The sequence below is a fragment of the Aldersonia kunmingensis genome, from assembly GCF_001646865.1.
In the GTDB taxonomy this organism is placed as follows: Bacteria; Actinomycetota; Actinomycetes; order Mycobacteriales; family Mycobacteriaceae; genus Aldersonia; species Aldersonia kunmingensis.
Genome location: NZ_LRRB01000242.1, coordinates 1 through 13,033 on the forward strand (window position 1 = coordinate 1; position 13,033 = coordinate 13,033).

Consider the following 13,033-nt stretch of genomic DNA (forward strand, 5'->3'; position numbering starts at 1 on the left):
ATCGCATCTCGATGCCCGGCGTAGTGTATCCCCATCGGAGCAGTCGAATCCTACTGCTGCCCAGGCTTTTTCGACGCCAGCGACGGAGCCCGCCCAGCACGAGGAGCTGGAACCCGATCCCGCGCTGATCGCCGCCAACGCGGTCACGGAACCGGCGCATGCGTTGATCGGCCGTCTCGACGAACTTGCGATTCTGCACGACGCCGTAGTAACCGCCACCTCCGGCAGCGACGCCATTATTCTCGTCGAGGGACCGAGCGGTGCCGGTAAGACCGCACTGCTCGAGGAGGTCACCAGGCGCGCGCACGCCAATGGGCACATCCGCACGCTGTGGGGGCGCTGTGTGGAAGGTGAAGGGGCGCCTGCGATGTGGCCGTGGGTTCAGATCCTCGGCCAAGCGCTGCCGGACCTGAGTGAGGGCCACCGAGCCGACCTGCTCGACACCGAACTCGGCCGCATGGTGACAGCCGGCGCCACCGTCATTCCGCCGCCGTTCATTCCCGATGTCAGCGCACGATTTCGCCTCTTCGATCAGGCAGCCGACCTCCTCGAGGGCGTGACCGACCATATCCCGCTGCTGATCGTCATGGATGACGTGCAGTGGGCAGATGCTCGCTCGCTCGAGTTGCTGGTGCATATCGCGTCGCGGCGGCCCGGGAAGGCCATGTTCGTGGGGTCGTTGCGCACCGATGCGAACCTCGAACGAAATTCGCTCAAGCAAGCCCTCGCTGCGCTGAGCCGATTGCCCTCGCACCGGCGGCTGCGGCTCGGGCCGCTCGCTCGCGACGAGGTGAGCGAGTTGATCCGGCAGGAAACCGGTATCTGGCCGTCGCCAAATCTGGTGCGCGCCATAGACGATCGCACCGAGGGCAATCCGTTCTACATTCGCGAACTGGCTCGGCTGCTGCGCGACAGCGGCAAGCTGGACGACGGAGTAGACGCGGCCGGCGTCCCATCCGGAGTTCTCGACGTGGTCCGCGGCCGCTTGGCCGGTATCGATGAGACGACCACCGAACTACTGCAAGTGGGCGCTCTGATCGGCAAGCAGATCGATCTCGAATTGCTCTCCGCTGCAACTAATTTCGATATCGAGCAGACCCTGGACGGACTCGAACCCGCTGAATCGCTCCACGTTGTCGAACCGATTCCCGCGGACCCGTTCGCAGTGCGCTTCACCCACGACCTGATGCGTGAAGCCATCGCCGAGACAGTGCCCGCGGCGCGGGCGCGCCGGATACATCTACGCATCGCCGACGCGCTCGCCGCCGGAAGTGGCGATGCCGACCGCGCAGAACGACTCGCCCATCACCTGTGGTCCGCGGGACCGCTCGCGCCACGCGAACGCACCGCGCAGGCGTTGATGGATGCTGCCCGAGTTGCCTTGGCGCGCTTCGCCTATGAGACCGCCGAGCAGCAAGCTGAGCTGGGTGTCGAGCTTGCTGCCAAGATCGGAGCACGCGAGCTCGAACTCGACGGCCTGATCCTCAAGACCAGTGTGGTCAGCATTCGGCAGGGGTACGTCGGTGCACCGCCGGAGATGCTCGAGCGCGCTGAACAACTCGCGACCGCGCTCGGCCGTGATCGCGAGGCCGTGGAGTCGCTGTACGCGCGCTGGTCTGCGCGGTCGCAGCAGATCGACCTAGGTCCGGCCGCCGAATTGGCGGACCGGCTCGCCGAGCGTGGCGCGGGGGCGAGCGACCCCCTCATCCGGCTCTACGCAGCGCACGCCGTTGCCCTCAACCACTGGGATCACGGCCGGATCGGCGATTCGTATCGAACGTTGGTGACCTCGAACCAAATCCTCAAGAACGAGGTGAAGCCCGATCCCGAGTTGGACGCCAGGCTGCGCCACGACGTGAAGATTCTGTGCCCGGCGTTCCTCGCGTTCATGACCACGCTCCATCTCGGCGTTGATGCCGGTCGCGCGCATTTCGACGAGATGGAACGGCGCATGGGCGACGACCGCTACGCGGGAATTGTGTGGAGTTCGTTCTCGGCCACCACCGCCTCGATGACGGGCGACCCTGCCTGGGCCGAGCGGGCCGGGGCATATGCGCTCACCGGTGATACGGCCGCCATCTTCGAGTTCCTCGCCGCGTATTCGGTCTTCCAGTACTGGTGGGCCCGCGCGATGCAGGGTGACACGGAGGAGGGCATCGCGCAGATGCGCGCGATGCTCGACCACAACGCGGATTTGCGCCGCACCGGCCACGCACTCTGGTTCAGCCTGTTCGCCGAGGCGCTACTGGTCACCGGCGACCTCGACGAGGCGGGCGCGGCACTCGACCAAGCCGACCGAGCCCTTCGCGAAACCGGGCAAACCTATCCTGAGCCGGTCACGCTGCTCATGCATGCGCGACTCGGTCACGCGCGCGGACTGCCACGCGAAGAGGTGGTCACCACCCTGCGGGCCGCGCGCGATCTTGCGATCGCAACGGAGTCGCTGGTGCCGCAGGGCCGCATCGAGCAATTCGCCGCGGACAACGGCTATTCGGAAGTTCTCAAAAACCCGTCCTGAACAGCACGAAGTCGGGATCCAACTGGGTTGCAACCAAACCTCGAGTGGGTCACAAGCGACCCTTGCGATCGTCATCGGCAACGGCAAAGCGCCGGACCGACCTCGACCCAAGGACGCACGATGACCACGCTCGACGAGTTCACCCAGCCGACCGCCGGACCGACCAGCGACCCGACTCTCGACACCCTGCGCGCCCACGTGACCGGACAGGTCGTCACCGAGCGCGACGCCGGATACGACGCGGCACGGGCCGGCTTCAACCTGCACTTCGACCAGCGCCCGGCGGTCATCGTTGTCGCCGCGACCTCACAGGACGTCGCCGAGGGCGTGCGCTTCGCCGCCGAACACGGTTTGCGCGTCTCCGTCCGCGCCACCGGCCACGGCCCGGGCCGCGAGCCGAGCGGTGCCGTCATGATCAACACCTCCGCGCTCACCGACGTGCACATCGACCCGGAACACCGCATCGCGACCATCGGCGCCGGCGCGAAGTGGGGCGCCGTGCTCGGGCCCGCGCAGGAACATGGCCTCGCTCCCCTGCTCGGTTCCACCACCGATGTCGGCGCGGTCGGCTACACGCTCGGCGGCGGCATGGGCTGGCTGGCCCGTCGCTACGGCCTCGCCTCGGACGCGACGCGCTCCTTCGAACTGGTCACGCCCGACGGCACCCTGCTGCGCACGAGCGCGACCGAGCTGCCGGAGATCTTCTGGGCACTCAAGGGCGGCGGTGCGGGCACACTCGGTGTCGTCACGTCGATGGAGATCGACCTCTTCCCGGTCGACACGGTCTACGCCGGAAACCTGTTCTACCCCATCGAGATTGCGCGCGAGGTCCTCACCCGCTGGCGCGACTGGGTCGCCGACGCCGACCGCAATCTCACGTCGTCGGTCGGCATCATGCACTTCCCGCCGATCGACTTGGTCCCGGAGCCGTTCCGCGGGCGCAGCTTCGTGATCGTGCGCGGCTGCTGGTCCGGCGCGCTGGACGAGGGCGCCGAGCTGATCGACGCGTGGCGGCAGTGGCACGCACCGGAATTCGACACCTGGGGTCCCCTCCCGTTCGCGGCGGCCGACGCGATCAGCATGGACCCGACCGACCCGGCACCAGCGCTCGCGACCACCGAGTGGTTCGACACGCTGCCCGACGAGGCGATCGACACCCTGCTCGCCACGATGACCCCCGCACCCGGTCAGCCGCCGTTGGTGCTCGGCGCGGAGATCCGGCACGCGGGCGGTGCTATCGCGGAATACGCGTCCGCAGCCGCGAACGACCTCGGCCGCTCGGGAGAATTCCTGCTCGGGCTGCTCAGCATGGTTCCCGAGCCGCAGCTCGCACTGGCCGTCGAGGGTGCACTTCGGGAGGCCCGGGAATCGCTGGCGCCCTTCGTGACCGGCGCCGCGTACCTCAACTTCCTGGAAGGCGAGGAGCGCTCGTCGCGAGCCGTCACCGCCTACAGCCCGGAGAACCTCGCCCGGCTGCGCCGGGTGAAGGCCACCCTCGATCCGGATAACCGGTTCTGCCACGGCTTCGGGATCGCCTGAGCCGCACGAGGGTTCGCAGCGCCGCCGGTGCGCAAGGGGCACCGGCGGCGCTGCGCTGCGCGCCTCGGCCCGAAACCCGGGCTCACACGGGTGCGAATTGCGCTCGTGGGTGCGAATTGTGCTCGTGCGGTGGGTGCGAATTGCGCTCGTGGGTGCAAATTGTGCTTACGGGGGCGAAGTTTTGCACCCACAAACACAATTTGCACCCGTGTGCGTTCTGGTCAGACGGGTGCGCGCCGCGGTCTATAGTTGAGAGTTGTACAACCAAGGCGAGGAGCGGCTGATGACCACGCAAGCCGAACAGGAGCGGACCGCCCAGTTCGAAGCGCAGCGGGACCGAATTCGCGCGCAACACCTTCGCCCAGCAGATTCGCGGCCGGAGTCGTCGGCTCGCGGCCTCCACCACACCGCCCTGGTCAGCGGTGATGTCGAGCGGACCGTGCGGTTCTATCAGGACCTGCTCGAGTTCCCGCTCACCGAACTCATCGAGAACCGCGACTACCCCGGCTCGTCCCACTTCTTCTTCGACATCGGGAACGGCAACCTGCTGGCGTTCTTCGACTTCCCCGGCCTGGACCAGGATGCCTATCGCGAGGTCCTCGGCGGCCTGCACCATGTGGCCATCAGCGTCGATCCCGACCGCTGGGACCGCCTCCGCACGAAGCTGCGCGAGGCCGGCGTGGAGTTCGCCGAGCACAGCGGCGTCTCGATCTACTTCCGCGACCCCGATGGCGCGCGGATCGAACTCATCGCCGATCCGCTCGGCGAGATGTACGGCACGAAGGTGCTCTGACCCGTTCCGCTCAGTCGCAGCAGTCGCATTCGCGAACCGCGGGTGTCGGGCAGCAGGTATGCCCGCGCCAGGCTTCGCGACCTTCCTTGACGGCGATGGCGGCGATGACGAGTGCGGCGATCGGGTCAGCCCACGACCAGCCGAAAAGCGAATTGAGCAACAGCCCGACCAGCAGGACCGCGGACAGGTAGGTGCACAGCAGGGTTTGCTTGGAATCCGCCACCGCGGACAGCGAACCCAGCTCGCGGCCTGCGTGGCGTTGGGCGTAGGACAAGACCGGCATGATCGCCAGACTCGCTGCGGCCAAAGCGATTCCGATGGTCGAGTGCTGCGCCTCACCTACTCCGGCCAGCGAACGAACCGCGTCCACGGAGACGTACGCGGCCAGGGCGAAGAACGAGAACGCGATGATCTTCAGCGCGGTCTTCTCACGAGCCTCGGGCTCGCGGCCGGCGAACTGCCACGCGACCGCGGCCGCAGACGCAACTTCGATAACCGAGTCCAGCCCGAATCCGATCAATGCCGCCGAGGAGACCCGGGTCCCCTCCGTGAGTGCGACGATCGCCTCGATCACGTTGTAGGTGATGGTCGCGGCGACAAGCCAGCGGATTCGCCGGGACAACAATGCTCGCCGTTCCATGGAAGGGCCACCCCTGGTCATGCCGGGCATTCCGAGGGGTGTGCTCATCAGCAGCAGCCGTCGGTATCGGCTGCGGGACAGCAGGCGGGATCGACGGCGAGCACAAGCCCGACGAGGTCGTCGAGCGCATGCCCGATTCGCGGATCGGCAAGCTCGTACCGGCTGCGCCGTCCCTCCGGAACGGCGACCACCAGTCCACACCCGCGCAGGCACGCCAGGTGGTTCGACAGGATCTGCCGGGACACCCCAATGGTCTCCGCGAGTTCGGACGGGTAGTTCGGGCCGGTGCGAAGGCTCAGCAGGATGCGGGCCCGTGTCGGGTCCGACAGCGCAAAGCCGAAGCGGGACAGGGCATCGGAGTGAGTCGCGGTCTCCACACGGCAAATAGTACAGCGGATTCTGTATTCAGAGAAGACTGAACCCAGCCCACACAGTGCCGTCCATCACATAATTCGCATCTGAGATGAGTAATTAAATACTCTGCCTGCATGCAGCTCACACAGTTCACCGATCTCGGGTTGCGGGCGGTCATGCGCCTCGCGGTCGCCCGGCCCGGCGAACGGCCGAGCAGCCGGGAAATCGCGGACCAACTCGCGGTGTCCTACACGCATATGACCAAGGTCGTCACCCGCTTGAACGAACTCGGCATCGTCGATGCACGCCGCGGACGCAACGGCGGGCTGGCGATCACCGAACTTGGCCGGACCGCCACAGTCGGTTGGCTCGTCCGCAAGCTCGAGGGTCTCGACGAGGTCGTCGAGTGCGACGGCGCGAACCCGTGCCCGCTGCGCCACGGCTGCTCGCTGCGCGGAGCGTTGCGCCGTGCACAGGACGCGTTCTTCGAATCGCTGGACAATCTGACCATCGATGATCTTGCCCAACCGCCCACCAAGAACGTGCTGCTCGCCCTCCCGCGGGCTCGCAGCCAGGAATTACCCACCGGAACGATAGGAGACTGACATGCTTTCGGCCACCTCGAAAGACGTCATCCGCGCCACCCTGCCCGCCGTGGGTGCCGCGATCGGCGACATCACCACGCTGTTCTACCGCAAGCTGTTCACCGCACACCCCGCGCTCGAGCGTGACTTCTTCAACCGGGGCAATCAGCGCCAAGGGACGCAGCCACAGGCGCTCGCCGGATCGATCGCCGCATTCGCGACGCTGCAACTCGAGCCCGACCCCGCGCGGGTGAACGCCATCTTGTCCCGGATCGCGAACAAGCATGCCTCCCTTGGTGTCACGGCCGATCAGTACGCCGTCGTGCACGAGCATCTGTTCGCCGCAATCGTGGAGGTCCTCGGCGAGGCCGTGACGCCGGAGGTCGCCGCGGCGTGGGACGAGGTGTACTGGCTGATGGCCGACACTCTGATCGCGATGGAGAAGGGCCTCTACGCCGGGGCCGGGGTCGTGCCGGGCGACGTCTGGCGCACGGTACGGGTCCGCGAGCGCCGCCACGAGTCGGCGGACTCGGTGTCGTTCATCCTGACCTCGACCGATGGCACTCCCCTGCCGCGTTTCGCTCCGGGGCAGTACCTTTCGGTCGGCGTCCGGCTCGATGACGGCGCCCGGCAGATCCGGCAGTACAGCCTGTGCTCGGCTCCGCGAGAGGGCGACTGGCGGATCACCGTCAAGCGCATCCGTGCGACCACGTTCGCCGATGGGTCCGTCGCGCCCGCAGGTGAGGTGTCGAACCACCTGTACCACAACGTGTTCGAAGACGATGTGCTCGACGTGACCACCCCGTTCGGCGATCTGGTGCTGCCCGAGGACGACCAGTCGCCGCTGTTGCTGGCCTCGGCGGGCATCGGCTGCACCCCGATGATCGGGATGCTGCATCACCTGGTGGATAACGCGGACGCGCGCTCGGTCTCCGTGCTGCACGCCGACCGCTCACCGAGCGCACACGCCCATCGCTCCGAGCTGGGTGCGTTGGTCGAACGTCTGCCCGGTGGCGTCATGCACCGCTGGTACGAGGATCTCGGTGGCCGCGCCGCCGGAACCGGAATCTCCGCCGGCCGAGCAGATCTCGGCGCGGTCGACATCCAGCCGGGCACCCGCGTGTTCCTCTGCGGACCGCTGCCGTTCATGATCGGGCTGCGAGAGGCGTTGCTCGAGAAGAACGTTCCGGCGGAGAACATCCACTACGAGGTCTTCGGCCCGGACAGTTGGGCACCGGCCCCCGCGTAGTCAGAGCAGCGGGAAGCCCTGGTTCTGCAGGGCTTCCCGCAGCCGGTCCCGGCCGTTGAGCGTCTTCGGATCGGCAAGCCGCTCGATCACACGGTCGGTCCACGAATGCGGCAGGTTCTCCTCGGCGTAGAACTCGGCGATGCGCTGCTCGTAGGTGTCGACATGCTCGCGCTGACCGGGCAGGGCGTACGTCTCGTGGTGCAGGACGGCCTGTTGCGGCAGACGCGGCTTGACCCGCCCGCCCTCGGCCGGGTCCGGATGGCCGACCACCAGCCCGAAGGTGGCGAAAACCCCTGCCGGCAGCCCGATCTCGGCGGCCACTTCCTCAGGCTTGTTCCGCAGCGCACCGATGTAGACCGTGCCGAGGCCGAGCGATTCGGCGGCGAGGACCGCGTTCTGCGCGGCGAGCGCGGCATCGATGAACCCGACATAGCTCGACTCGAGGTAGTCCGCACCGTCGAGCACGACTCCCCGCTCGGTCGCCAGTTCGCGGATCCGCGCGAAATCTGCTGTCCAGACGAGCAGTACCGGCGCCTCGATGATGTGCCGCTGCCCACCGGCGAGGTCGGCCAAACGCCGCTTACGCTCCGGGTCGCGCACCGCGACAACGCTCCACACCTGCAGGTTCGATGACGTCGCGGCGGACTGGGCCGCCGAAACCAGTACGCGCAGCGCCTCGTCCGAGACGTCGTCGGACAGGTACTGCCGCACCGACCGGTGGGCGTGAATCAGCTCGAGCGTCTCGTTCCACGCCTCCGGGTGCGTCAGGGTGTCGTCGCGGTAGCGGTGGCGCAGGGCTTCGCTTCGGGTAGCAGCGGTGGTCATGACGCTGTATGCAATCCGATCGCGAGCGTCGGGTCGAGGATTCGGCGCAGCGTGCGCGTTATGCCGCTAGGCGTCGAACGGCCACAGGCCGAGACGCTGCTCGGCGCGCTCCTCGTACGGCCGGGCACCGAGTGCCCGCGACCGTCGCAGTGCCGATTCCACCTCAGCCCGTGCGCCCTCGCGACCGAGGATCCCGCGCACCGTGCCGCGGTAGAGCCCCGATGGCCCGAGACACACCAACCCGGGCCACTGCACGATGAGCGCATCTCCCCAGCCTTCGGTGTGCTGCTCGAGCGCGGCGGCGAACTCGCGCACCGCGTTTCGATGCTGGGGCGCCTGCTGTCCCACTGCGAGAAGTGTCTCGACGAGCAGCGGCACCCGGACCGCAACGCGCGGACCATGCAACCTGCCCGGCAGCGCGATGATCGTCTCGACCAAGCGCAGCGCCCGCTCGTGATCGCCCACTTCGGCCGCGGCCATCGCAACCACGAGCGCGAAGTCCTCGTCGAACTCCTCGGCCATTTGATCGGCCGCCTCCAGCGACTCACCCAGCCGGCCCTTGTGCCACAGTTCTATCGACTGGCTGGTCAGCATCGACACCTCGGCGAGTTTCCGCGCCGCCGCACTCACTGCGCCAAGCCCCTCGGCGAGCCGGGTCATCAGCGCATTGGACTGCTCGTACTCGCCGCGCAGTACCGAGTACATCACCTGCCACCACAGTTGCATGGCCTCGATGTCGATGCCGCCCTCGGTCGCGAGCCGGGCGAATTCCGCGGACAGCCGACGCACCAGCCGCAGGTCACCGGACTCGAGCGCGCACACCCGACGCAGATGGAGCGCGGTGGCCCGCGCCTGCGGGTCCGCCCCGGCCAGTTCGGTGAGTTCGTCGGCGATCTTCTCCCGGTCCGCCAGCGTCGTCGGCTCCCAGCGGCATACGAACTCGGCCAGTCGAACGTTTGACCACGACCGGGCGCCGGGCGCGCTGCGGGCCATTGCGTCAGCGAGAAGATCGAGGTCCCCGGCGGCGCCATGCACGGCACGGTCGGTGGCCTCGATGGCCAGGATCTCCGCGATCAGATCAGGATCGAGATCGAGGCGATGCGCGAGTGCCTGCGTCCGAAGCGCCGCAGAACCCGACTGCAGGACGCCGAAACCGGAGAAGTAGCCACCGACCCCGCTCGGGGCGGCGAGCAATGCGGTGCGGGCGAGACTCGTCCAATCACCCGCGTCGGCATGCCTTCGACCGGCCCGATCGAAATGCTCCGCGGCCGGTTCGTGGTCACCCATCCGGTTGAGTGCCTGCCCGGCAACGGAATCGAGTTCGACCAGTAAAGCGGTGTCGCCCGGATCGGCATGGCGGAGTCCACGTTCGGCGAACTCGGCGCAATCATCGAACGCACCCCTGCGCAACGAGTCACGTGCAGCCGCTGCGCAGGCCTGGGCGGCGGCCGAATCGATCGAGTCGAGTGCCGCCGCACTGCGATGCAAGGCCTGCGCACCCACCGCGTCCGGTGCGACCTCGCCGAGTGCGTCCGCGATCCGTCGATGCACCTCGGCCTTGTGCACTGCGCCGATCCGGTCGAGCACCGCGCCGCGCACCAGGTCGTGCACAAAGGCGATTTCGGAATCGACCACCGAAACTACCTGTGCTGCAGTGAGTTCACGCAGCCGATCGTCGAAAGCCGGTGCACCATCGGCAGCCGCCGCGAGGGCGATCGAAGCCCTCGGACCGATCACCGCAACGAGTTCGGCGAGCGCCCCCGCGTCGGCCGAGACCGAGGCCAATTTCGCCGCGGTCACCGCGGCCGTACCGCCCTCGGCGACAGACAGACCGGCCCGGGCCAAGTCACACAGCTGCCGCGCGAGGAACGGACTGCCCTGGCTCTGTGCGACCAGGTCATCGCGGACCTCGGCCGATACTTCGCCGAGCTCGATGGCGACGAGCGCATTGATCGAGTCGTCCGCCAAGGCACCGAGTTCGATCGCGACATGGTTACCCGCACCGCGAAGCGCCTGCACAAGCGAATCGAGCTCCGGGCCAAGCGGTTCCGGGCGGACGGTGAGGATCAGCAGAATCGGGTGCGCCCGCAGCACGCGGATCGCCGCAGCGACGAGTCGCACGGAGTCCGGGTCGGCCCAGTGCAGATCATCGATCACCGCGACCACATGCCCGGTTTCCCTGGCGATTTCGGCGAGCAACGCCGCGAGGTCGCGTGGTGTTGGTGCCGCAGGCACGGTGCGCCCGTCCAGTGCCGCCTGATCCAGCCACGGTGCCACCGACTCGAATGGCTCGGTTCGCCCACCCGCGATGCCGCCACCGAACAGGGCGTTCGCGTTGTGCCGCCGGAGCGCGTCGAGAACCACCGCGGTCTTGCCGACACCGGCGGGCCCGCGGACCGTGACGACGGTTAGTTCGCGTTCGCTGCGCTGCCAGGCGCTGTCGAGCAGTTGCGCGATATCGGCGCGACCGAGGAGCCCGGACTCGGGTTGCACCGGACTAGGCACCGGAAGCGATTGCGGCTCAGTGGGATTGCGTATTTCGTTTTCCACGCGGATGGTGTCCGGAGCCGGGTCGAGACCGAGTTCGTCGCGCAGCCCGCGCCGCAACCGCACCAGAGCGTCGAGCGCCTCGGAGGTCCGGCCGCAATCGCGCAGCGCGAGGGCCAGCAGCCGGGTAATGCCCTCCCGCAGGGGATGCCGCTCCCGCGCGTCGGCGAGCAGGGTGGCAGCATGCCGGGCGCGGCCGAGCACCATGAGGCCCTCGGCGCACATCTCGGTCAGTTCGGAGCGCAACTCGTCGAGCCTCGCTCGCTCCGGGGTGATCTCGTTGATATCGGCGATCTCGGGGAGCACATCGCCGCGCCAGAGCGCGAGCGCGCGGTCGAGGAGTTCGACCGCACGGTCCACCTCGCCGTCCGCCATCGCCGTTCGAGCCTCGCGCGACAGCGCATCGAGTAGATCGAGGTCGGTATTGGGCCCGGCACAGCGGAGCACGTATCCATTCGCGGCGGTTTCGATCCGCACATCCGGCACCTCGCGCAGCGTGCGCCGCAGCCGCGATACATAGCCCTGCAGGGTGACCAGGGCGCTGTCGGGTGGGTTGCCGCGCCAGAGAAGTTCGCACAGATACCCGGCGCTGCGGGTGGTGCGCTCGGCGGCGAGCAGGACCAGGAGCTCGGCGTGTTTACGTGCGGGAATCTCTAGCGTGGATCCATCGGGCCTGCGCACCTGCAGCGGTCCGAGCACCGCAATCGCGGGCGGTGCGTCGGATTCGAGTTCGGACCAATCGCGCACCAGCGTCACACCAGCGCACCCGTCGACTCTTGGCTCATGACCACCACACAAGCACTCCTGCCAACCTCCGCCTCCCTGACCGATGTTCCCTCGGTCGGTGGCCCATCTCGCGAGACTGTACTGCGCATGTGCGGTGCGGCGCTGTCCATCGGCGGCGCGTTGTGCATCGCCGGCGGCACCGCGCACCCGATCGTTGCCGGCAAGGGGCATTCCGTCGAGGCATTGACCGGCGCGGGCACCCCGATCGCGCAGGTCCTGCTCGGCGTCGGGACGACGTGCCTCATTCTCGGGCTGCCCGGTATGTACGCCTGGATGAAGCCGCGGCTCGGCACAGCCGGATTCATCGGCGCAGTGCTGTACCTACTCGGCAACATCACCACCGCGGCCGGCCACCTGGCGATCGAGATCTTCGTCGCGCACCCGCTCGCCAGCGACCCGGAGACCGCGCATCTGATCGCCGACAACGACAACATGATCAGCTCGACCGCGTTCCTGGTCTTCAACAACGGCGGCGGGCTCGTGATGATGCTCGGCATGGCGATGCTGGGCGCGAGCATGCTGCGCAATCGCGCGGTCCCGAAGTGGATCGCGATCCTCACGATGATCGGCATGGTCGGCTTCTTCCTGCCGATCCCCGCAGTCCAGGGCCTGTCCGGGTTCCTGTGGGAGGCCCCGCGCGGAATCGCTGTTGCCGCGATCGGCGTCCTGATGATGCGCCGGCCGCAGGGCTTGCGACGCTGGGCGAAGGCTCGCTAGCCAAATCGACGAAATCAACCGGCGCCGGGTCGCGGAAGCGGCCCGGCACCTCGACGTCCGCATCGACGACACATGGGAGCAGGCCCCCGTCCACTGCCCTGATCAGCGACGGGAGCCTGCTCATCGATCCGATCGGCCCGGCCCGGGTTCCGAAGGATCGGCCGGAACCGCACAAGCGCCGATCGGATCAGCGGTTGGCGAGCGCCTTGACGATTGCTTCGGCAAGGCTGATCGCCGACGCAGGGTTCTGCCCGGTGACCAGTCGACCGTCAACGATGACGTTCTCGGTGAAGTTCGGTGCCGGGTGGTGAATGGCGCCGAGCTCGATGAGCGCGGTTTCCAGCAGCACCGGGACGACATCGGTGAGGCCGACAGCGGCCTCTTCCTCATTCGTGAAGCTGGCGACGTTCTTGCCCGCCACGAGCGGTGTGCCGTCGGAGAGCTTGATATCGAGCAGGCCGGCAGGCCCGTGGCAGACGGC

Annotated in this window: 11 protein-coding genes; 6 read left to right on the forward strand and 5 right to left on the reverse strand. The window is 67.8% G+C overall.

Translation table 11 applies throughout. The features are described from left to right. The 3 genes from A8G08_RS19040 to A8G08_RS19050 form a co-directional block, all read left to right on the forward strand. Positions 1 to 2,518: ATP-binding protein (locus tag A8G08_RS19040; protein ID WP_068277673.1), on the forward strand; the 2,518-nt coding region annotated here is incomplete at its 5' end. Positions 2,519 to 2,638: 120 nt separating this feature from the next. Continuing rightward, positions 2,639 to 4,057: an FAD-binding oxidoreductase gene (locus A8G08_RS19045; RefSeq protein ID WP_068277680.1), complete on the forward strand. Its 1,419-nt coding sequence runs from the start codon at positions 2,639 to 2,641 to the stop codon at positions 4,055 to 4,057. A 283-nt stretch (positions 4,058 to 4,340) separates the two neighbouring features. Beyond that, positions 4,341 to 4,850, forward strand: a complete 510-nt coding sequence (locus A8G08_RS19050; RefSeq protein WP_068277703.1) for a VOC family protein — start codon at positions 4,341 to 4,343, stop codon at positions 4,848 to 4,850. A 10-nt stretch (positions 4,851 to 4,860) separates the two neighbouring features. On the opposite strand, the gene A8G08_RS19055 is transcribed toward A8G08_RS19050, so the two are convergent. Further along, positions 4,861 to 5,538: a cation efflux transmembrane domain-containing protein gene (locus A8G08_RS19055; protein ID WP_068277686.1), complete on the reverse strand. Its 678-nt coding sequence runs from the start codon at positions 5,536 to 5,538 to the stop codon at positions 4,861 to 4,863. Then, positions 5,538 to 5,867, reverse strand: a complete 330-nt coding sequence (locus A8G08_RS19060) for an ArsR/SmtB family transcription factor (RefSeq protein WP_068277693.1) — start codon at positions 5,865 to 5,867, stop codon at positions 5,538 to 5,540. Before A8G08_RS19060 ends, A8G08_RS19055 begins: the two co-directional genes overlap by 1 nt. 111 nt (positions 5,868 to 5,978) lie before the next feature. Here A8G08_RS19060 and A8G08_RS19065 point away from each other — a divergent pair, with 111 nt between their 5' ends. Beyond that, complete coding sequence (locus A8G08_RS19065; RefSeq protein ID WP_068277696.1) at positions 5,979 to 6,449, forward strand: RrF2 family transcriptional regulator; 471 nt, start codon at positions 5,979 to 5,981, stop codon at positions 6,447 to 6,449. Between the two features lies 1 nt (position 6,450). Then, positions 6,451 to 7,677, forward strand: coding sequence for a globin domain-containing protein (locus A8G08_RS19070; RefSeq protein WP_068277699.1), 1,227 nt, complete (start codon positions 6,451 to 6,453; stop codon positions 7,675 to 7,677). On the opposite strand, the gene A8G08_RS19075 is transcribed toward A8G08_RS19070, so the two are convergent. After that, the gene (locus A8G08_RS19075) at positions 7,678 to 8,502 is read right to left on the reverse strand and encodes an NADPH-dependent oxidoreductase (protein WP_084436533.1); all 825 of its coding nucleotides are present in this window, start codon (positions 8,500 to 8,502) and stop codon (positions 7,678 to 7,680) included. Between the two features lie 66 nt (positions 8,503 to 8,568). Then, positions 8,569 to 11,805: an ATP-binding protein gene (locus A8G08_RS19080; RefSeq protein WP_169823331.1), complete on the reverse strand. Its 3,237-nt coding sequence runs from the start codon at positions 11,803 to 11,805 to the stop codon at positions 8,569 to 8,571. A gap of 27 nt (positions 11,806 to 11,832) precedes the next feature. Between A8G08_RS19080 and A8G08_RS19085 the strand changes: the two genes are divergently transcribed. Then, on the forward strand, positions 11,833 to 12,552 hold the full coding sequence (locus tag A8G08_RS19085) for a hypothetical protein (RefSeq protein WP_068277701.1): 720 nt from the start codon (positions 11,833 to 11,835) through the stop codon (positions 12,550 to 12,552). 187 nt (positions 12,553 to 12,739) lie between these two features. Here the strand turns inward: A8G08_RS19085 and A8G08_RS27570 are convergent. Further along, on the reverse strand, positions 12,740 to 13,033 hold a 294-nt coding region (locus A8G08_RS27570; RefSeq protein ID WP_483757016.1), incomplete at its 5' end, for a type 1 glutamine amidotransferase family protein.